22 protein-coding genes are annotated in these 20,074 nt (G+C 66.0%); 6 read left to right on the top strand and 16 right to left on the bottom strand.

Going from position 1 to position 20,074, the window contains the following annotated elements; genetic code table 11:
- Nucleotide 1 precedes the first annotated feature (1 nt).
- The 4 genes from QRN13_RS14050 to QRN13_RS14035 are packed head-to-tail and all read left to right on the top strand — an operon-like array spanning nucleotide 2 to nucleotide 3,645.
- On the top strand, nucleotides 2-1,813 hold the full coding sequence (locus tag QRN13_RS14050) for a copper resistance system multicopper oxidase (RefSeq protein ID WP_026108488.1): 1,812 nt from the start codon (nucleotides 2-4) through the stop codon (nucleotides 1,811-1,813).
- On the top strand, nucleotides 1,810-3,006 hold the full coding sequence (locus tag QRN13_RS14045) for a copper resistance protein B (RefSeq protein ID WP_017505552.1): 1,197 nt from the start codon (nucleotides 1,810-1,812) through the stop codon (nucleotides 3,004-3,006). Before QRN13_RS14050 ends, QRN13_RS14045 begins: the two co-directional genes overlap by 4 nt.
- Before the next feature lie 17 nt (nucleotides 3,007-3,023).
- Nucleotides 3,024-3,407, top strand: a complete 384-nt coding sequence (locus tag QRN13_RS14040; protein WP_284878404.1) for a copper resistance CopC family protein — start codon at nucleotides 3,024-3,026, stop codon at nucleotides 3,405-3,407.
- Nucleotides 3,408-3,417: 10 nt separating this feature from the next.
- Complete coding sequence (locus QRN13_RS14035; protein ID WP_017505554.1) at nucleotides 3,418-3,645, top strand: hypothetical protein; 228 nt, start codon at nucleotides 3,418-3,420, stop codon at nucleotides 3,643-3,645.
- A gap of 67 nt (nucleotides 3,646-3,712) precedes the next feature.
- On the opposite strand, the gene QRN13_RS14030 is transcribed toward QRN13_RS14035, so the two are convergent.
- The 7 genes from QRN13_RS14030 to QRN13_RS14000 form a co-directional block, all read right to left on the bottom strand.
- Nucleotides 3,713-4,012 (bottom strand): DUF7662 domain-containing protein, encoded by a 300-nt coding sequence (locus QRN13_RS14030; protein ID WP_017505555.1) that lies wholly within the window; start codon nucleotides 4,010-4,012, stop codon nucleotides 3,713-3,715.
- Nucleotides 4,013-4,206: 194 nt separating this feature from the next.
- Nucleotides 4,207-4,950, bottom strand: a complete 744-nt coding sequence (locus QRN13_RS14025) for a hypothetical protein (protein WP_284878403.1) — start codon at nucleotides 4,948-4,950, stop codon at nucleotides 4,207-4,209.
- A gap of 2 nt (nucleotides 4,951-4,952) precedes the next feature.
- Nucleotides 4,953-5,966, bottom strand: a complete 1,014-nt coding sequence (locus QRN13_RS14020) for a nucleotidyl transferase AbiEii/AbiGii toxin family protein (protein ID WP_284878401.1) — start codon at nucleotides 5,964-5,966, stop codon at nucleotides 4,953-4,955.
- Nucleotides 5,959-6,552 carry a DUF6088 family protein gene (locus tag QRN13_RS14015; protein ID WP_210416092.1) on the bottom strand — a complete coding sequence of 198 codons (594 nt, stop codon included), beginning with the start codon at nucleotides 6,550-6,552 and terminating at the stop codon, nucleotides 5,959-5,961. Before QRN13_RS14015 ends, QRN13_RS14020 begins: the two co-directional genes overlap by 8 nt.
- 75 nt (nucleotides 6,553-6,627) lie before the next feature.
- The gene (locus QRN13_RS14010) at nucleotides 6,628-7,623 is read right to left on the bottom strand and encodes a relaxase/mobilization nuclease domain-containing protein (RefSeq protein ID WP_284878400.1); all 996 of its coding nucleotides are present in this window, start codon (nucleotides 7,621-7,623) and stop codon (nucleotides 6,628-6,630) included.
- A complete protein-coding gene (locus QRN13_RS14005) occupies nucleotides 7,620-8,141 on the bottom strand; it encodes a MobC family plasmid mobilization relaxosome protein (RefSeq protein WP_284878398.1) in 522 nt (173 codons plus the stop codon). The genes QRN13_RS14010 and QRN13_RS14005 overlap by 4 nt, the downstream gene beginning before the upstream one ends.
- A 175-nt stretch (nucleotides 8,142-8,316) precedes the next feature.
- On the bottom strand, nucleotides 8,317-8,904 hold the full coding sequence (locus tag QRN13_RS14000; protein ID WP_168189943.1) for a hypothetical protein: 588 nt from the start codon (nucleotides 8,902-8,904) through the stop codon (nucleotides 8,317-8,319).
- A gap of 46 nt (nucleotides 8,905-8,950) precedes the next feature.
- On the opposite strand from QRN13_RS14000, the gene QRN13_RS13995 reads away from it, so the two are divergent.
- Entirely contained in the window at nucleotides 8,951-9,979 is a 1,029-nt protein-coding gene (locus tag QRN13_RS13995) for a PDDEXK family nuclease (RefSeq protein ID WP_284878397.1), read from the top strand.
- Here QRN13_RS13995 and QRN13_RS13990 read toward each other — a convergent pair.
- The 6 genes from QRN13_RS13990 to QRN13_RS13965 all read right to left on the bottom strand — a co-directional run bounded on the left by QRN13_RS13990 (nucleotide 9,976) and on the right by QRN13_RS13965 (nucleotide 16,437).
- Complete coding sequence (locus QRN13_RS13990; RefSeq protein WP_017505563.1) at nucleotides 9,976-10,272, bottom strand: DUF736 domain-containing protein; 297 nt, start codon at nucleotides 10,270-10,272, stop codon at nucleotides 9,976-9,978. The two genes, QRN13_RS13995 and QRN13_RS13990, sit on opposite strands and share 4 nt — an antisense overlap.
- Nucleotides 10,273-11,288: 1,016 nt before the next feature.
- Nucleotides 11,289-12,356 (bottom strand): hypothetical protein, encoded by a 1,068-nt coding sequence (locus QRN13_RS13985; protein WP_284878396.1) that lies wholly within the window; start codon nucleotides 12,354-12,356, stop codon nucleotides 11,289-11,291.
- Between the two features lie 3 nt (nucleotides 12,357-12,359).
- A complete protein-coding gene (locus QRN13_RS13980; RefSeq protein ID WP_284878395.1) occupies nucleotides 12,360-13,697 on the bottom strand; it encodes a TIR domain-containing protein in 1,338 nt (445 codons plus the stop codon).
- The gene (locus QRN13_RS13975) at nucleotides 13,694-14,458 is read right to left on the bottom strand and encodes a helix-turn-helix domain-containing protein (RefSeq protein WP_284878394.1); all 765 of its coding nucleotides are present in this window, start codon (nucleotides 14,456-14,458) and stop codon (nucleotides 13,694-13,696) included. The genes QRN13_RS13980 and QRN13_RS13975 overlap by 4 nt, the downstream gene beginning before the upstream one ends.
- Nucleotides 14,459-14,524: 66 nt before the next feature.
- On the bottom strand, nucleotides 14,525-15,529 hold the full coding sequence (locus QRN13_RS13970; protein WP_284878393.1) for a DUF4365 domain-containing protein: 1,005 nt from the start codon (nucleotides 15,527-15,529) through the stop codon (nucleotides 14,525-14,527).
- Entirely contained in the window at nucleotides 15,526-16,437 is a 912-nt protein-coding gene (locus QRN13_RS13965; RefSeq protein WP_284878392.1) for a HEPN domain-containing protein, read from the bottom strand. Before QRN13_RS13965 ends, QRN13_RS13970 begins: the two co-directional genes overlap by 4 nt.
- A 185-nt stretch (nucleotides 16,438-16,622) precedes the next feature.
- Here QRN13_RS13965 and QRN13_RS13960 point away from each other — a divergent pair, with 185 nt between their 5' ends.
- Nucleotides 16,623-17,342 carry a hypothetical protein gene (locus QRN13_RS13960; RefSeq protein WP_284878391.1) on the top strand — a complete coding sequence of 240 codons (720 nt, stop codon included), beginning with the start codon at nucleotides 16,623-16,625 and terminating at the stop codon, nucleotides 17,340-17,342.
- On the opposite strand, the gene QRN13_RS13955 is transcribed toward QRN13_RS13960, so the two are convergent.
- The 3 genes from QRN13_RS13955 to QRN13_RS13945 all read right to left on the bottom strand — a co-directional run bounded on the left by QRN13_RS13955 (nucleotide 17,339) and on the right by QRN13_RS13945 (nucleotide 20,068).
- Nucleotides 17,339-18,841 (bottom strand): hypothetical protein, encoded by a 1,503-nt coding sequence (locus tag QRN13_RS13955; RefSeq protein WP_284878390.1) that lies wholly within the window; start codon nucleotides 18,839-18,841, stop codon nucleotides 17,339-17,341. The genes QRN13_RS13960 and QRN13_RS13955 overlap by 4 nt on opposite strands.
- A gap of 8 nt (nucleotides 18,842-18,849) precedes the next feature.
- Nucleotides 18,850-19,101: a hypothetical protein gene (locus tag QRN13_RS13950; protein WP_284878389.1), complete on the bottom strand. Its 252-nt coding sequence runs from the start codon at nucleotides 19,099-19,101 to the stop codon at nucleotides 18,850-18,852.
- An 88-nt stretch (nucleotides 19,102-19,189) separates the two neighbouring features.
- A complete protein-coding gene (locus QRN13_RS13945; protein ID WP_284878388.1) occupies nucleotides 19,190-20,068 on the bottom strand; it encodes a hypothetical protein in 879 nt (292 codons plus the stop codon).
- Nucleotides 20,069-20,074: the final 6 nt, after the last annotated feature.

Genomic DNA, 20,074 nt, shown 5'->3' with positions numbered 1-20,074 from the left:
TATGCCCATGCCAAGTTTCGATCGCCGAATGCTTCTCAGGGGCGCCGCCGTTGGCGGCGGGCTGCTTGGCCTGCAGGGACTTCTGCCGGCCTGGGCGCAGACCGGTACGGCGGGCTTGAGAACGGACCTCCCGACGTTGAGCGGGCCCAACATCGACCTGACAGTCGGCCACTCGCCCTTCACGGTCGGGGGGCGGACCGGCCATGCCGTGACGATCAACGGAGTGCTCCCGGCGCCCTTGCTGCGCCTGCGCGAGGGACAGAACGTGCGACTCTCCGTGACCAACGGGCTGGATGAGGACACTTCGATCCATTGGCACGGCCTATTGCTGCCGTTCCAGATGGACGGCGTCCCGGGCATCAGCTTCCCGGGCATCAAGCCGCGGGAAACCTTCGTCTATGAGTTCCCGATCAAGCAGTCAGGCACCTTCTGGTACCACAGCCACTCGAATCTTCAGGAGGCGATGGGCCACTACGGTCCGATCGTCATCGACCCGGCAGGCGCCGATCCCGTCGCCTACGACCGCGAGCATGTGCTGGTCCTGTCGGACTGGAGCTTCATGCACCCACACGAAATCCTGGAGAAGCTGAAGAAGAGCCCGGGCTACTTCAACCGGCAGCGCACCACGCTCGCCGGTCTGATCAACGGCAGCGACCGCATGAGCCTGGAGGAGCGGCGCATGTGGGGTGAGATGCGGATGGACCCGCGCGACATCCTCGACGTCAGCGGCTCGACCTATACCTATTTGATCAACGGCCACGGGCCGCAGGAGAACTGGACCGGCCTTTTCAGCCCCGGCGAGCGCGTGCGGCTGCGCATCATCAACGCCTCGGCCATGTCGATCTTCAACGTCCGCATCCCCGGCTTGCCGATGACCGTGGTGCAGGCCGACGGCGAGAACGTCCGCCCGGTCGAGACCGACGAGTTCCAGATCTCGGTCGCCGAAACCTACGACGTCATCGTCCGGCCGACTGAAGACCGGGCCTACACCATCGTCTCGGAGGCGATCGATCGCTCGGGGATGGGCCGCGCCACCCTTGCGCCGCGCCTGGGCATGACCGCCGAGGTTCCGCCGCTGCGCGAGGTCCCGAACCTGACCATGCGAGACATGGGCATGGGCGGAATGGATCACGGCTCAATGGGCGGCATGTCCGGAATGGACCACGGCACGATGGCCGGCATGGACCACGGCGCCCCAGCCCAAGGCGCGGCGCCGGCGGGCGAGATGGGCGGAATGTCCATGGCCGGAATGAACATGCGCGATCCAGAGAACGCCCCGCCGGATATGGCGGTCGGCGTGGGCGTCGACGCGATAGCCATGGCCCCCGCCAACCGCCTCGGCGAGCGGCCGATCGGCCTGACCAACGTCGACCACCGCGTTCTCGTCTACACCGACCTGGTGTCGCTGCAGCCGAACAAGGACCAACGCCCGCCGTCGCGGACCATGGAAATACACCTGACCGGCAATATGGAGCGGTTCATGTGGGGCTTCGACGGGCGGAAGTTCAGTGAACTGGTCGAACCCATCCGTTTCGAGCGGAATGAGCGGGTGCGCGTGACCCTGGTGAACGACACCATGATGGCCCACCCCATCCACCTGCACGGCCACTTCTTCGAACTGGTGACCGGCGGTCCCCCGGGGCATCAGCCGCTGAAGCACACGGTAAACGTCGCGCCCGGGGGCAAGGTGACGTTCGACCTGACCGCCGACGCGCCCGGCGACTGGGCCTTCCACTGCCATATGCTGATGCACATGCACGCCGGCATGTTCAATGTCGTGACGGTCCGACCCATGGACGGAGCCGCGTCATGAACCGCTTCGCCGTCGCCCTCGCTCCGCTGATCCTCGCCGCCAGCGCCGTCACCGCCCAAGCGCAGGACCCGCACGCGGGCCATGTCATGCCGGCGACCGCGGCGCCGCGAGCCACGCCCGCTCCGGCCGTTCGGCCTCAGACGTCCACCCGGCCGTCGGCGCAAGACCCGCACGCCGGTCATGTCATGCCGCCCGCGCCAACGCCGCCAGCGGCCGACCCTCACGCCGGCCATCAGATGCCGGCTGAGCCCCCGGTCGTTGATCCGCATGCGGGTCACGACATGTCGACAATGCCGCCGACGGCGCAGCCCGATCCGCACGCCGGCCACGACATGTCCGCCATGCCCTCCACCCAGGTCGACCCTCATGCCGGGCATGATATGTCGACCATGAGCATGGGGCCGCCGGACGTGCCGACCAGCGCCGACAATCCCGGCCGTCCTCCGGAGGACCCGCTCCCAGCCGCCGCCCTGAGCGGCCCCACGCACGCCGCCGATCTGGTCTTTGGCGCCGAAGCGATGGCGGCCGCCCGTCAGATTCTGGTTCGCGAGAACGGCGAGGTCCGCACCACCGCCGTCATCATCGATCGTCTCGAAGCCGGCTTCGGCGGTGCTGAGGAGTCGTATCTCTGGGACGTCCAGGGCTGGAGCGGCGGCGACATCAATCGCTTCTGGTGGAAGTCCGAGGGCGAAGGCGACTTTGGCGGCAAGTTGGAAGAGGCCGAACTCCAAGCGCTTTACAGCCGCGCGATAGCGCCGTTCTGGGATGTGCAGGCCGGCGTGCGTCAGGATTTCCGGCCCGACGGCGAGGATACGACGCACCTGGTCCTCGGCCTCCAGGGCCTGGCGCCCTATTGGTGGGAGATCGACGCGGCCGCCTTCCTCTCCACCGAGGGCGACCTGACCGCCCGCGTCGAGGCCGAATACGACCAGCGTATCACCCAGCGCCTGATCCTCCAGCCCCGCCTCGAAATCGACGCCTCAGCCAGCGACATTCCGGAGTTGGAGATCGGCTCGGGCTTGTCGTCCATCGAGGCGGGCCTGCGCCTGCGCTACGAGTTCCGCAAGGAGTTCGCCCCCTATGTCGGCGTTGAGTGGAGCCGGGCGCTCGGAAACACCGCCGACTACATCGAAGCCCGAGGCGGTGAGGCTGATGACACCCGCTTCGTCGTCGGCCTCAAGGCCTGGTTCTGACCTAAGGAGACCACCCCATGATCCGCATTCTCACCCTCACGGCCGCCCTGGCCTTCGCCGGCGCCGCCGCCGCCCAGGATCCGCACGCCGGGCACAATATGCAGACGCAGGCCGCCGAGCCTCAATCGGCCGTCACCACGGTTCCGGCAAACGGGGCCATGACCCACGGATCGCCAGAACGCTTCAGCGTCACCTTCCCCCATGCGATGGTCCTGAAGACGGTGACCCTGAGCGCCGAGGGGCAGGCCCCGGTGGTCGTGAATGCCCCCGCCGCACCGGCCGCCGCGACCGTCAGCCTGGCCCTTCCCCGGCTTGCCCCGGGAACCTACACCGCCGCCTGGACCGCTGAAGGTCCGGACGGCCACAAGATGTCCGGCTCTGTCAGCTTCATGGTTCACTAGGAGAACGACGATGCGAGTTTCCAACCTGCTGGCCGCCGCCGGCGCGATTCTGGCCCTGAGCGCTGGAGCGGCCCTGGCCGCCGAAGGCTGCGAATGCTGCAAGGATATGGCCGCTGACGCCGCCATGAGCTGCTGCGACAAGATGAAGTCCGACGCTCCGCCGCCCGCCGAACCCGCGCCGCCCGCGCCGGCGCCCTCGGATGCTCCGGCTCCCCAGGGTCACGCCGACCATAACTGACCGCCCGATCTGAACCACTCCGGCAGGCGCTCCGACGGATCGGAGGTCTGTCCGGAGCAGACAGGCCTCAACTCTCGGTCTTCGCCGCGCTGAGCCGCGCCGCGCTCCCTGTGACGCCCACTCCCGCAACCCGGATGAAACGGACGGTTTCGGCCCGCGTCCGCGGTTCGGCGACGAATCCCGCGTCGGCGAAGGCGAGGTGCTGGGGCATTTGCTCCCTCGCCGGATTCGCGCGCCACCAGTCCTCCAGCGAGGCCGCCTTGGGCAAGATGCCGCCGACGATCCGCTCGATGTCCCGAAACGACAGGTCCACCTCGGCGCCCTTCTGACGTCTGAGAAAGGCTGCGAGCGGCGTGTATTTAGCCATCTGGGTGTCTTGCTCCGCTGCTGCCGGGGGTCAAGCCCGGCTGGCGCGCTTGCGCTGCCCGATCTAGACTTACCGGCGGCGGGTTCCGGGAACGATAGGCGCCGATCGAGAGCCAGGGGACGTGCAAACGTCGGCGGCGATCGGCGGCGAAACGCCGGGCTTCATCACAGAAGTTCCTGGCCCGCCCCCTTCCCTCATCCCGGGTCGATCAGACCGCGCCGGACCGCCGAGGCGACCGCTTCGATCCGGGTCCGGACCCGGAGTTTGGAACAGACCTTCTCAAGATAGTCGAACAGGGCCCGCCGGATCTGGTCCAGGAACTCCGCGATGGTACTGGCGTGATAGGAGAAGACGTCCCTGTAGAACCAGTGGTGGAAGTCAGGAAGGGTGCGGTAGACCCTGCCCTCATCGATATCGTGGCCGTGCCGGGCGAGCATCTTGCGGATCTGTTTCACCCGCTCGCCCAGCCGTGAAAAGTTGTGCTTGTTGGCGTCCCCGACCACCTTCAGCAGCCAGATCCGTGAGACGCGCAGGTCCAGGGACAGATCCAGTTCGGAAAGCCAGACGGCCGGACAGTAGCACTCGGCGTTCAGCCAGTCGGCGAAGGCCGATGCCGCCGCCGCCAGCCCCGAGGCGTCGGGACCGAGTTGCGGCTGGCGGCCGATGGCCTCGAGGTAGAAGAGATAGGTCCGGTCGGTTTCGCGCGAAGCTTGGCCCGACGGCGCGAAGGCGAACGGCAGGGCCGAGGGTTTCGGCTGGGCCAGAAAGTCCGCCAGAAGGATCGCGAAGACCCGTTTGTGCGAGCCGGACTCGAACAACAGATTGGTCGGCCGGGAGGTCACCGGGTACTGGAAGATCTCGAAATTGACCATGTCGTCGATCATGTCCCAGACGGCCTTCAGCAGGATCGCCTCCTGCTCAATGGCGGCATAGGTCATGGTCAGGCCGCCGCGGCGTTGGCGCGCCGGGCGAGATCCGCACAGGTCTCCATCAAGGCCTCGAACGGTTCGGCGTCCACCTCCAGCAGACCGTCCTCGACCATCCGGCGATAGTCCTCGCCCAAGGCCTCCAGGGACGCGCCTCCCGGCTTCAACTGAAGACCGCCGGCGGCCGCCCGACCGTAGTCGATCTCCACCCCGTCGGCGGTCTCGCGGAAGAACATCGCCTTGTGCCGCGCGACCGCCTCGGCGACCGCGCGATCGGTGATCGCCGTCGCCGCGAAACCGGCGGCGTCCAGACGGGCGAGATCGTGCCAGTGACGCGAGAAGCGATCCCCGCGCAGGCGACCCTGGACGCAATAGACATGGGCCGCGGTGGCCTTCTCCCAGAAGGTTCGTTCGGCGGCCATCACCCGCGGCGTGGTGATCGGGAACGCCACCCCCGGCAGATGAGCGGCCGCATCGCAGACCACCGGACGCGGCGCGCTCGGTTCGCCGGTCGCGCGGGCCCCGAACTCGAGCATCACGCTGGGCGAGACATAGCCCGTGCCGGTGCTGGTTGGGGCATAGTCCACGAAGGCCTTGGCGCCCTCGATCCGTACCCCGGCGGCGACGCCGTCAGCGGCCAGGCGCGCCTCGAGCATCGGCCGGACCTCGCCCTCGACCCAGAGCGGCAACAGCCGCTGAACGTCGCGCGACCAACGCCGCTCCTCGGCGCGGGTTTCCGGCACGGGGTCTTCGGGCGCATCGGCCAGGTCCGGAAGGAGCCGACGGATGTCATAGGTCAGGTCGATGTCTTCGGAGAAGCGCTGGATGACGTCATAGGCCTTGGACAGGGACGTGCCGCCCTTGAAGACCAGCGCCTCGCCCAGCGGCGCCTCGAACAGGGCCCGAAGCGCCCACACGACCCAGACGTCCTTCTCCAGCAGGTGCGCGGGACGGCCCGACTCGGCCGCCGCCGTCGCGAGCGCCTCGATCCGGTCCTCGGCGGACAGCTGCAGGAAGACGTCAGACATGCGCCGCCTGGCTCACCGAACGCGCCAGCCACGTCGGCAGACGTGGCCCGACGGACACCAGCTCTCCGAACGCCGAAGGGCCCAGCTTGCGCTTCAGGGTTTCGAGCGCTGTTCCGGCCTTCTCCGGCCCGAGCCAGGCCAGGGCGCGAACCGCCTCTCCGGCGGGACGATCGGCCAGGAGCAGCTGCCATGCGGGCGCGTGCTGGAACTCCACCGTCTGCTTGCCGACGCTGAAGATACGGCTCTTGCCGTTGGTCAGATAGACCATGCGGATAGGCACCTGGGTGGTCAGGCCGAGGGCATTGGCCGCCGCCGCCCCGTTGGAGGCGACGACCTCGCCACGCTGCTCGCTGACGGCGCGCACCACCTTTTCGATCGAGGGCGTGCGGGCGCCGAACCGGCTTTCCAACGGGCGCATGTAGACGCCGCGACTGGCGCGCAGCAGCCGCCCCCGGCGCACCAGCCGCGACAGGGCCTGGTCCACCGCTGCGCGGCTGCCCAGATGCAGCAACGCCTTGGCGGCGATCGGCGCGCCTTCCGGCAGCGTCGAGGCGCGCTCCATGATCTGATCGGCGAGTGTTTGCATCATAACCTCTGCGTCAGAAATATAGGTCAACTTCTGACACTTCGCAAACGCGACGCCCCACCTGCAATGTCCGACCTATCGGTCACGCGTCCGGCCGACATCGCGCCAGGCCTCCCGTCCCTGTCGCAGCGCCTGATCCCGAGTCATCGGCGCCGGCCGTTCCCGCACGAACCGCTCCACCAGAGCCGCGAGCGCGCGATCCCGGGGCTGCTCCGATCGCGACAAACGCAGGGCCTCGGCCACCAGGGTCCGCCGGATGGCCAGCTCGCGTATCCGGATCGCGTCCAGCCAGGGCGCTTCGCCGCCGCCTGCCGTGAGCGCGGCCCGATAGGCGGCGGCGAGCACTTCGGGCAATGGCCCCTGCCCCGCCGCGAACCGCTCTCGCATCTTGCGCACCGGGATGCGCTCGGCCTTGCGAGTGACGCCCCGCGTCCGGCGCGGCGTCGCCTCGGCCTCGACCGACCGGTCGCGAAGGGCGCGCGCGAAGTCTTCCCGCCAAACCTGCAGGTCGGCCTTGCGGGGATTCAACCGCTCGCCGTCCCGCCCCAATCTTCGCACCGTCAGATGGACGTGCGGATGTCGGCCTTCATCATGCAGAGCGAAGACGTATGAAAAGCGCTCGCCGAACGTCCCGGCCGCAAAGGCCCTCGCCGCGTCCTGCAGACGGGCGGCGTCGGTCCCGGCCGGCATGCTCAGCACGATCGACAGGGTGATCGACGCATCCCGCCGGCGTCCAGGCTCGAGGGCGAACTCCTCGGCCCAGTCGCGCGCCAGCTCTCGCACCTGCCCACGGCCTTCCAGTCGCTCTCCATCGGGCCCTTCCAGCGTCAGGGCGCCGTTGCGACTGATGTAATCCAGGTGCGCCTTCAGATGAGCGCCGTCCCGGGTTCGTCCGGTGATCTTCACCATCACCTCGGGTACGCGGCGCGCCACCCGCGCGAACCGGACGGACGGATTTCCGCCCTCCCCGCGAGACGGACGCAGCACCGCAAGCGTGATCCGGGCGCGCCGGATCTCGACGGGCGGACGCAGCACCTCCTCGAAACCACGCGATGACCGGAAGTCGGTCACGACGCCGGCGCCCAATAGGCGAGATTGCCCTCGAAGGCCTCGCCGAGCGCTTCGACCCAGGCCGAGATTTCGGCCTGGAAGGCCCCCAACTGAGCCACCTCCAGATCCAGCACCATGCCGTCCATCACGGCGGTGTTCAGCGCGCGGGCGATCTGGTTGATGTTCACGCCGATCCGCCTGAGCTCGCGGCGCGCCTCGATCAGGGCCAGAGCGTCCGGCCGGCTGAACTGCGGCCGATCATGCAGGCGGCGACGGATGAGCGCCACGCTCCATTGGGTTCGCGACAGGCCCGTCGCCGCCGCCTCGCGCTCCAGGAGACGCAGGTCCGCTTCGCCCAGACGCAGGGTCAGCTTGCCCGACCGCACAGCCACCGGCGCGTCCTCCGGCGCCGAAAGAGCCGCTTGGGCGGCGCCGTCCATGAGCCGCCGGAGAAGCCGCGAGCGTCCGCCCTGACCGGCCGCGGCGGCGTCGAACCGGCGGATCAGATCGGGCGAAACGCGGAGGGTGAGGCGGTCCATGGGAGAGCGGGTCTGTCAGACATTGCCGGCGCAAAGCCTATCCTGCCCTAGACCGTCACCTCCCTCGCCCCGCAGGCCTACGGGGCTGCCGCCCTCCCCTCGGCGACCGAAGCCGGCCGCTCGCCCGCCGCCCTTAAGGGCGCCCCAGCCGGGCGGGAAGCGTCGGAAGCCAGTCTCATGGATCGCCGAGGTTCGTGACCTCGCGCGTCAGAAATTCCAATCCATGCCGGGCCAAAGCAACGGCGGGAAAAACCTCCCCGACCTCGTAGTCATATCCCGGTGGCACAGGAATGATCCGTGCGCGCTCGACGATGGGTTCCAGACGCAGATGCTCCGGCAGAAAGGCCAGGAACGGTGGAGGATCGTCGGTGGTCGGCGTGAAGGTGTAGATAACCTCGCCCGACTCGCCCGTTCTCACTCCGGGTTCATAACCACCGAAGCCGCCGATCGAGATCGCGGCCTCCTGTACCGTCGCAACAGAAGCGAGGCCGTGTTCGTCGGCGTTTCGCGCCGCCCAGAGGTAGGTCACCGCAGCGTCAGTTTTCACGCGATTGATCGAGCGGACGTAATGGGCGTCGCTTCGGCTTCCTAGCGCATCGCACCGGTTGAGCCCTCGGCGCCAGTGGATTAGAAAATCTTCCCAGGCCGCCTTAGCCGCCGGGTAGGACTCGGCTGCCGCCAACGCGTCATAGGCCTGAAGCGCACGGTCGGCCGAATGCTTCGCGGCCTTTGACATGTCTTGGATCGCCCCCTCCGTCTCCATGAACTACACCTTTCAAGCGTAACGGCGACCCGAGGTTGGGACGACAATGACAGGAACAGACGGCGAGCCACCCGACGACATCGAGCGGCTGATCCAAGAGGTTCTAGCCGAGCTGGGCTATAGCGGCGATGCGGCCGTCGTCGCGCGCAAGGTGAAGCGACTGAACCTGGGTTTGCCGGCCGAGGACGAGTTCTCGGTCATCTGCGCCTGGCTGGGACGATGTCGTCTGGTTCACAAGCTGGACCAGGCCCAGGCGCCGCTGTCGTCTCGGGACACATTCCAGGTTCCGGACCTCCTTGCCGCCTTCGACACGGGAGGGCCGGTTCTCATCGAGGTGAAGTCCAAGAAGAGCCCGACACTGTCGCTGAGGCCGGACTACCTAGGCCGTCTGCAAGCCTACGCGGATCTCGTAGGGCGGCCACTGCTTATCGCCTGGAAGTTCCACAGCATCTGGACGCTGTTCGACGCGAGGCACGTCCGACTCGCCAGGACGAACTTCAATATCAGCCATGAGCGCGCGATGAAGGAGAATTTGCTCGGACTGCTGGCAGGCGACGTCGCCTATGTGTTGAGGCCCGGCGCAGGCGTGCATTTCGACCTCGCGAAGGAAGAGCTCATCGGCGTCGAGGGCGACGCGGCGAATTTCACCGAAACCTGGAAGATGCGTGTTTCGGAGGTGTTCTTCACCGATGGAGACGGCGCCCGGCGAAGCGACCTGCATGGTGAAACGCAACAGCTTCTCGCGACATGGAACCTGGAGACGGTCGAGGACCATTCCCCGACCAGCATACGCAACAGCTTCATCGTCGGGGACGGGGGCGTGCAGTTCGCCCACGTCGCCCTGGTTCATCTTCTCACCTGGGAGGGCGGTCGAACCGGCCCGCCGCCTTGGCGTCAGTTGCTTCAAGCCCCGAAGATCACGCGCACCATCGACGACTTCGGTCGCGCCCTCGATCGCGCGCTCGGCGAGAAGGTCGTTCGCTACGTCTTCCACCAGCAGCCTCAAACCACCCCGGACTTTATCCTGTCGAAAGACGAGGCGGCGGCGCCGGGAGGCGCCGCCGCGACGGCCTAGCGGGACCAGATCAGGCTGTGCCCGCCCTCCACCTCGACCAGTGAGGCGTAGATCGGGGCCGGGAAGCTGGGATCGTCGAGCTTGACCGACAGATACTCGCGGTTCTGCTGGCTCGTCTTCTTCCAGGCGGCGCCGAACTCGGTCTGGCCGGAGAAGATGCGGAAGTCGGGGGCCTTGTCGTCGCTCTTCTCGTTGGCCCGCAGCTGGGCCGTCTTGACGTTGAGGGTCAGGGTCTTGATCGAACCGCTGTAGCTGCCGTCCGCTTGCTGGGTGAAGGTGCCGATGGTGGCCATGGAAGTCTCTCCTTGCTGATGTCGGGCCACGCCTGCCGCGGCCTCGATGGCGATCGCCGGACCGGAGGCCGGACGGCCCGCAGGACGAGCACAGCGAGACCCCGCAGCGCAGCGGAGGACCGGGAGAGCGGCTTTCTTGCCTCGCGAGGAAGGCCGGCAGGCCGGGGAAGAAAGCCGAACGACCGGTTGCGGAAGCCGGACGGGCTTCGGTCAGATCAGGCCATTGAGAGGCCGCGCAAGGCTTGCCTGCTGCACGGGAGACGGCTGGTCACCCACGCCTGAACCACGCGGGCCAGTCACGCCGGTCGTAGGGATCATGTCGCCAATGTCGACGCAGCCTTTCAGCCACGAAGGGTTCGCCAAGGCCCCATCGCTCCAGCGTCTTCTGCACCTGCCCCCGTTCAATCAGTTCAAGCCTGGATGCCGGCCGCCGGCAGGTCGCACACCGGAAGCGCCCAGCGAACCACAGCTCACCCACGGCGACAGCGCGCGGGATCACGGGCAAGGCGGCTCCCTCGATCGCCTCGGTCCTGCCGCAAGGCTCGCAGGCGATGCGCAACAGCAGCCCATGCCGCCGCGCGGCCTGCATCGTCACGAGACGCGGCGGAGCCGGCGGCCCAAACGGTCTGTGCATCCTAGAACCAGAGCTTGAGCGCGGCCGGCGAAATCGATCCCTCGGCCTGATCTCCATTGTCGGTGTAGGAGACGCACGCCACCCGATGCCCGCACTGGCATCGGAACCGATATGACGGCCCGACAGCCGGCCAGTATCGAGGCGCGCCGAACACCGGACGCGGATCCATCAAGACAGCATGATCACAGAGCGGCCTGTTACACCGCACCACCAAGCGTCGCCCGATCTCGGGCGCTACGTCCTCTCGCGGCACCTGCCGCATGTCCTGCTCTCTCACGGTCCGCTCCGATCCAGCCAACCGACCCGGTCGCTGGGTTGCGCAGAACACAGCAGGCGCCGCAAGAGATTTGTTCTCTTTTTGTTCTTACCTTGTGAAACCGTCCTATGAGGAGAGGTCATCCGGTGGCTGGGGCGCGTGCGCCACCTCATTGATCCTGAGCACAGCATAGGCGGCCTTCGCATCATCAAAAGCGGTCTTGTCCCTCCGCAAATGCGGTTCGAGCTGGAGCGATCGGCCAGGATGAATGAGGTTTCGCGACTGACGCAGGCTTTGAAGCAAACCCTCGACGATAAAGACGAAATCGTCGTCTTCGAGGACACCGATCCACCCTGCGCCGTGCGCCACCTGCACGAGACCGTCCAAGGTCCAGTCCGCCGGGTCCGGCTTCTTGGGCCGGCTCTTTGACGGCAAGGCTTGGCGAGCCTGTTCGGCGAGCGCGGGGGCGCGCAGGCACCAGAGCAGCAATCTCCCCTCCGCCGCCGCGCCCCACATCAGGCACCCGGCCAGGTATGCCCCGGCGTTTCCGGCCGCATCGGCTTCGTGCTCGTAGTAGTCGATCAGGGTGGTCAGCGCGGTGAGGCGGTTTTCCTTCTCGAAGACGGACCGCCGCCCCTCCTCGCGCAAGGCGTCGTATCGCGCAGGCTCCCGTTCCCGAAGATCGGCGAGCTCTTGCTCACCGAACTCGCGCATGGTCTCGATCAGCTTGGCGTTCAGACAGGCGGAATAGGCATCGGACAGGACGCGATAGTCTTCCGGCTCTTCTCCACGAGGCCAGTACTCTTCCCGCGATAGCCCATGCGACTGAGTGATCCGGTCCATCGCGTCACTGATCGGCTGCAAATCCGCGGTGTAGGCGCCTTGAAACCACCGATGATCCGAAACCATCTCCATGCGGCTGCCGACCTGCAGAACGTACTCGGCATAGGTGATGCGTCCGCCCTGGCGAAGGGCGCGAACCAACTCCAGGTAATCTCGAGCGGCGTCAGGATCTCCGTGGTGCGCCCGCTCCTGCCCTGCCTGCATCTCCAAGGCCAGATGATGCGCGGCCATCCGACCTACGGCCCGATCCTTCAGATGGCCAAGGGCGGCGTCCCTCTCCTCCTGGGTCAAGGCGCGAAGCGGCGTCGAGCGACTCCAGAACCGCCGATGATCACCCCCGTCCTCGGTCATGGATCAGCGCCTGCGCGCCGCAGCGCGTTCGCGTTCGACCCGGTCCACCACCGCGACGAAATCTTCCTCGATAAAGCGCTCGACGATCGCGCTGGCGTCAGCCTTCAACCCCATCTTCCGGATCGCCGCCGAGACGATCCGTTCAAGATCCGTCTTCATGGCGCGCGTCCAGCGGAGCGGCGTTCTCCGCATCTTCATCAGGGCATCGGTGAACGCTCCTCTCGTCTCGCGGAGAAGATCGCGCTCCCACATCGCTCGCTCCTTGAAACCGGCGATCAGGAACGTCCTGATGTCCGCCGGCATCCACTCGCTGTCGGAGGCGAGAAGCCAGAAGATGTAGTCGAGTTCGTCATAGATGCTGGCGCCGTGGTCACGCCCCAGGCCGACCATCCACTTCTCCGCCACCTCTTCAGCGGAGTGGCGGCCGAACTCCGGATGTCGGAGCGCGAGCTGACGATCGCACAGGGCGTCTGGAAAACGTCGGTCGGGATCGACGCTCCAGCGTTCTTCGGACTCCTTCAGCAGGTCATCGAAATCGTCGGCGAACTCCGCCGAGAACTGGGGGATCAACAGCTGCGGCGCATAGTTGGCGAGATACTGCGGATAGTCGTGCGCGGCCTCGGTCAGGGCAGGATCGCCGCGTACGAAGGCGAGCACCTCCTCGGGCGGCGTGATCTGGCAAAATTTGTGGTGTTCGGCCTGATGCTGCCACTCGAGGTGAAGCGCCGTCCAGGCGATATTCAGGCCCCGCCGGCGCCCTTGGCTGCCAAGGCGCTCCGGCAGGGGAAATCGCCAAGGCACAGACCACATCGAAGAGACGGCGTGTTCCTGAGCCTCCGCCATGTCGAGCCACCACTCGTCCGAAATCGGCGGCGGCGACCATCCGAAGCGGATCAGTTCGTCGCGGGCCACCATCAGCGGACTCTCCTCGGGACGGATCGTCCGAAGAAGGTCCGCGCACATGCGATCCATCCCAACCGACGAGCGCGTGGCGACGACGTCCGCCAAGGGCGGCGAATAGGCGACGACATCCGACAGCTCGACATCGTGCCAGATCGGCAGGACCAGTTTGCGACCTTCGCTCATTTCCCGGGCCACCAGCCCGTTCATCTCCCGCTGGGTCCAGCGCTTCTGGAAGAAGGCGGGACTGACGATGACCACGCCATATCGACAACTCGCCAGACCCCGATCGATCGCCTCCCGAAGGCTGTCGCCGACCTTCATCGAGAACTCGTCGTACCAGACGTCGAGGTGCCACTCGCGAAGCGCTTCCGCGAGCGGTCGCGCGACCGCGTCCTTGTCCTCGCTGGCGTGGCAGATGAAGACGTCGTGCTGCATCATCCGATCTCATCTCGCTTACGCGGTGGCGGCGAGATGATCCCCGCAGCGATCAGATTTTCGTCCACGAGATCGTGTAGGACGCTGGTGATCCGATCGATGCAGCCTTCCGGATCGGCGAGGATCTCCTCGCCGCTGAAGGTCATGACCCGGAAGCCCTGATCGACCAGCGCTTGCTCGACCCGAAGACGACCAGGCAGTCGCTCATTCGGTCTTTTGCTGTCGACGAAGACTGCCAGCCGCTGCGCGTGTTCGTCATGGCGGGTTTCGAAGGCGACGTTCGGGTGCAGTCCGTTGCCGAGCGCCGGTTTGACCACCATGGTCGTCCGCCACCCTGACGTCGGCAGTCGATCCCAGCTGTCCCTCAATTCGACGTCGTTGTAGCCATCGGTCGCCGTCTCGAGGAATCCAAGGAGGATGGCTTCGGCGAGCGGCAGCGACGCTGTATCGTTCAGCCAATTCTCGAACTTGGTCTGCGCCCGATCCGAAGCAATCTCGTGCAGGCGATCACGGACAGAGTTCTCGACGCTCTCCCGGTCAGGGTAGCGCGGGTCGATCGCGATCGGCGACCAAGGCCGAACATCGAACCGAAGCGCGGCCAACGCCAAGCGCAGCATCGCGGGAGGCTGGCGTCGCCCCGCTTCCCAATCCTCTATGGCGCGTCGGGATCCGCCGAGTTTCTCGGCGAGCTCGGCCTGGGTGAGATCTAGGCTCTGGCGAAAGGTCCGGAGTTCATCCGGCTGCATATCCAGAAGTTCGGACATACGAAACGATACCACGCAATGCGTGGTCGTAAAGTCGAAATCCACGCATCGCGTGGATGAGGAAAATCATGACGCGGGAGCGGCTGGTGCAGCTGCTTCCGGTTCAGGGGCGGATGTCATCTCACTCAGAGCCGTCGGCAAGAACCACTCCCTGCAAATGTCCTCGTAGGTCTTCGGCAGGAGCGAAAGACACCGCCAGAGCTCCAGGATATTCAGGCGCCGGAAGTATTCAGCCTCCTCAGGGCTTTCGGCTGGCGTCGCCTCGCCGTTGGGTCCCTTAAACAAAACCACGCCGCCCTCGGCATCGTACTTCCTGAGCGCGTCGGCCCACCAGGCGATGGGTTGCCACATCTCGACATCATCCCAGAAGTCGTAGGGCAGAATTCGCCGCAGGAAGTACCGCGCCATGGCGTCAAAGCCATCGGTCTCGAACGCGTAACCCAGTTCCGAGAACTGGAACGTGAAGCGCTGAAACGCGGCCATCAGCTTGGGCCGTTTTGCGTACCAGCGCAGAGCGATCTGGCCTGCATCCGATCCGATCTCGTTGCGGATCGGCACATGGATCGTGCGGCTCGCCTTGACGCGATAGTCCTCGTGTCTTGGGATCAGGATCTTGTCTATATAGTCGTTCACACAGACGAACGAGCATCGATCGTTGGCGAGATCAGCGATCACCAGCAACACCGGCACGCCGATTCCCATGCGTTCGATCGTCACCAGCTCGGGCGTCTCCAGCGGGAACCGATAGGTATCCACCTCGCCGACCAGATCGTCTCGGCGAAGCACCTCCATAGCCTTTTCGACATTGCTCCGGGCAAAGAGCTGCAAAGGCGCGATTTGAGGGTCGGCGATGGTCTTCAACTGGATGAAGACATGCTCGCCCAGGGTTTCGTACCTCATACGCCCTTGGTCATCGGGCTTGCCCTCGCTGAAGAGCTCAAGAACGAAGTCCAGTCCGTAGTCTGGGGGATATTCCCTCAGCACCCAGTGGCGCGGCAGCTTTCGGCGCAGCAGCGCTTGGCCCTCCCGATCGATCAGGTGCTGATCGACCTGCTGCTTGGCCCGGCTCATTCCGAAGCTTCGGCGCGTTCGCGGAGCGTCAGCAATCGCTCTTCGCAAACCGTCTTGGTCAGGCCGCGCAACACCTCCACTCGCTCCGCCAGCCAGGCGAGTTCCTCGTCGCTGATCTTGTAGTGTTTGGAGTAGCGCGCCTTCACATAGGCTTCGCGCAACAGCTCGAAGCAGCGGCGTTCGAACTTGGTTTCGCGCGGCCAAGCCTCGGCCAGACGGGTATCAATCGCCTCGGCCTTCTTCCGCAGGAAGGCGAGGTTGTGGGCCTTACCGCTGTACAGAGTGACCACCAATAGAATGCAGTGGTAGAGGTGCTCACTAGCTTGATGGAGACTGAACGCAGCGAGCTTGTTGTTTTCACGTTTGGCGTAGAACTGAGCGCCAGCTTGAAATTCCTCGGAGCTCCCCATCCACTCCGCGAAAAAATCCTCCGCCTCCGCAAGCGCCACTTGGGCCTTGAGATCGGCCGGCTTGTGCAGCTTGGCGCCGGGCGTGTCTAACAGGACGATCCCCTCGCGCAGGATGTCCGCGAAGAAGTAACGCCCGCGATCGAGCTGTTCATTCACGTCGTCGAGACTGTGAACGATGATGCTGACGGGCGTCCGGATTTCGCCCTCGCCCGGCATCGTGCGGTTCTCGGCGTCGTGCCAGAACTCGCCGTCGGTCAGGTCTTCATGATCGACGACGACCAGCAGATCGAAGTCCGAGAAATATCGCCCGACCGGATCGTGGACCCAGTCGCCGCGCGCGTACGATCCGTACAGGATGATCTTGAGGATCTTGCCGTTCTTCAGCCGCGCGGCGCGGCGCGTCGAGATCGCCTCCTCGAACGCGGCCTTGATCACGTCGACGACGTGACGGAGTTCCGACTGCTTGCGCAGCGGCAGATGATCGAGGCTCTTCTTCACCGGAGGAGTCTCCCCGACCGCCCCAGTTCGGGCAAGCGTATTCTCATGGATAAGCGGCCTCGCGTCGTGATGTCGTCCAGTCTACAGCGTTTCGCGCCGTCACAACTGCAGGAAGAGCCTCGCCCGTGAAGAGAGAACATCTGGGGCCCGCGCTTGGGATGGGGCTTGTGTTCGTATCGATCTGCTTGCTGATCGGCGCGGACGCCTTCGTGCCCGGATTCGCTGCGCGCGTGTCCTCGATCCACAAATGGCAGGACCTGGCCGGGGCCGCGATCGCCCTGCTCGCCGCTCTCTACGGCGCCAACTATGTCCTGTCGCAGATCCGGCAGGCCGACCGGATCGAGGCCGAACGAAACCGACGGGCCGCCGCGGCCGCCCGTGCCGTGCTGCCCCTCAGCCTGAACGACATCTCGGAATACGCGCGCGCCGTCATCAAGGCGGTCGCGCCCCTGCTAGGCCGGGTCGGCAAGATCAGACCGCCGCGCGGCGCCCTCGTCGATCTGCCGGTGTTGCCCACCGAGGTGGTGCGCGATCTGCAGGCCTTCATCCTCACCGCGCCCGACGAACCGGGCGAGCAGGTCGCCCAGATCATCTCCGAGCTCCAGGTGCTGGCGACGAACGCCGACGCTGCATGGCGAAACCTGCGGACGCCTCGGAGTGACGCGGTGATGGCTGACACGATCAAGGTCATCCTCGCCCGCGCAGCCCTGATCGACGCCAGGGTCTCGGTCCTGTTTCCGTATGCCCGACGGGAAACCCACGACACGCCGCGAGTGCGTTCGTCAGACGTAGCGACGGCGCTCAATATCTCCGGACTGTATCCGGAGGTGTTCACCGACCTCGCCGGCTTCGCCGAACGCCTTACCCTTCGGGCGCCGCTGACGTCGCCGGACGAACCGGCCTAGCCGACTTCGGGCTCGTCTCGGGGCCATCGGTCCCGCGCGTTGACCTCGGCGAAACGGCCTCCTTCCGCGATCAGCCATGCGAGATGACCGGGGCGCTGAGCTTCCTCGATATGGTCTTCCCAGACCGCCTCCAGCTGCCAGAGATCGATGTCCGCCTCGCGGTTCGAACGCAGAAGCCGCCGGCGATCGTAGAACAGGTCCAGGCATCGTCGGCGGTGATGATCGTAGTCCTCGATCGCCGCCATGATTTCGAAGTTGTCCCTCGCGCGGTGCGCCGCGGCCTGGCGGTCGTACTGCGGTCGCTCGTGCGGGGTGACGGAAACCAGCAAGTCTTGGACATCAGCGACGCTGAGGCAGTCATCCGTCAGGTTCTGGCCGGTCTGTTTGGCGTCCGTGATGATCAGACGGCAGTCCTTGCAAATCCAGACCGTCTCGTGGTCGCGGAAGGTCAGACCGTGCTCATACCAGCCGTTCCGGCGCCATAAGGCGTCGGGATCGGCCTCAACTAGGAAGACGCGTCGCCGGTGAGCGCCGGCGGTCCAGAGGCCGCTTTTCGGCGCTTTGCGGAGCATCTCGAAGCGGGATCGATCACAGGCCGCGCATCGCCAGTCCTCGGCCGGGGCATGCCAGAAATCCCGCTCATGCTGGCCGGCGGTGAACCGCGCCAGATCATCCAGCGTCGGAACCGAAACTGCTCCCTTCGGCGGCTTTTTCACCGACGACGCAAAGCCGTCGCGCTGGATCGAGCGCTTCTCGACCGCGCCCGCCAGCCATTCGACCTGCATCCTGGGATGCCCGGCCGCGCTGAGAACGTCGGTCAAGAGCGTGGCCTTGTGGTGCGGCGTGTATCCGGATCCCTCGCGGCTGTGCCGGCCCTCGGCGACGCGACGCGCCATGACTTCCATAAAGGACAGCCGATCGCGCACATCGTCCGCGACCTCAAGCCAGACGGCCCGCGCGGCTTCGATGTTGACCTCGTGGGGGCGGTTGGCCGCGACACGAATGAATCTGGCGATCTCCGACGGCGCGAAACTAAACTCCGGGTGGACCACGCCCGCCAGCGCAGACTTGGCCGCCCCGTCGGCGGCGTTGCAGTCGCTGCAGACCAGGGTCTGGTGGAACCGCTCACCTAGCGCCATGCAAACCTGAATAGCGCTGTGAAGCGCATCCTGGCGCGCCCGATCGGGCTGCTTCTGCTGGCCGCGCCACAGGATGCGCGCGCCCTCATCGGCGAGATGGTCGTGGTGTCGGTCCAGTTGGCAGAGCACGACGCCCGCAGGCGTCAGCCGGGCGATCTCGGGCTTGTAGCGTCGGCAGACCGGGCAGCACCAGTCGGTCGGGACGCCAGCCCAGTTTCCGTTCAATTCGAGCCGCTGAACTCCCAAGGCCTTTTGAATGGCCTTGGTCTGCTGACTCCACCGACCATCGAACGACGAGAGAAATCGTTCGACCGTCGGATCGTCAGCGAAGTCGAAGTCGGGCAGTTCGAGCGGCTGCATCCCCGGCCTCAGAACAGCTCGACTTCATCCGGACGGGCGTCGCGTTCCTCAACGATCAGAACCACGTAGTCGTCCAGCCCGCGAGCCTTGAAGTAGCGGTCCGTCACTTCCCAGAGCGTGCCGGAGTCGCCGACCTTCGAGGCGACGATGTGGTCGCCCTTCACGGGACACACGCCCGCGCATTCGCTCAGGTCGATGTCATGCTGAAGGTCTTCCAGACGCCCTCCGGCGCCGCGGGCGTATAGACGGGCAATCGGCATCAGCTTGTCTCCGGTTAGAGTCTCGGCCGCACTGTTGCGTGCGCCTACGTCATTTTCGGTCGTATCCTCGTGGGGACTGAGACGACGCTCACCTCCAGACATCTTCCGGCGACAGCGAAATCGCGCGACGGCTGGCGATGTCCGCGACGAACCACTCCCATTCCTCTCGTCCCACACGTGCGGCGCAGTAGCCGGCTGCCATGGCGCTGAAGGCCCTGAGAACGGTGCGGAGATCATCGACGAAGCCTTCCACCGACTTCGGGACCGACTTGCCGTAGGCGAGGAAGATCGCATCGCGATAGTTGGCCTTGCCGCGGTATCGCGACGCCTGATGAAGGAAGCAGACGCTCCGTTTGCCCAGCGCCTCGTCCCGGAGCTCGCGTGCGGCTTTGGTGCGAAAATTATCGACCCGGAGATCGCGAAAGGCGGATGATCCCCGGACGGCCTGTTCGACGTTCCACTGCTCCCAGCCCGCCGTGCCGGAAAGGTATTCCGCGATACAGCCCCAGGCCTCGTCGACCGAGCCGGGCTGGAGAGTCAGCGGATGTTTGCCGCGACCGCGCGGCACGCGAAGCGCCTCCTCGACATCTGCTGAACACAGGCGCCCGACGCGATCCGCGAACGGCGGGAGCACCAGGCCAGGAACGGCGAACTGCCGATCCCACTGTCGGGCGGTGCTGGCGTGGGTCTCGGGAAACGACCCGTCGGCCGCCGCGATCATCGCCGAGGCCGCGCCGTAGACGCCGTAGTACCAGGCCACGATGCCGACCCGGCTCACGTCGGCCTTGTTCGGGGCGAGCGCCAGGGCGTCCAGGGCTGCGATGTGGTGCAGCGACAGCAGCAGCTGCTCGTAGATCGAGTTGATCTGACGATCCGGAAGAGGCTTGCGCTGGACCTTTTGATAAAAGGCCCGGGCCGTTTGGAACGAGACGGCGTGCGCCTCGCAGAGGATCGCCAGCCCGCGCATCCAGTG

The organism is Brevundimonas sp. MEB006b (assembly GCF_030209705.1).
Classification (GTDB): Bacteria; Pseudomonadota; Alphaproteobacteria; order Caulobacterales; family Caulobacteraceae; genus Brevundimonas.
This window is presented reverse-complemented; position numbering and strand designations above follow the sequence as displayed.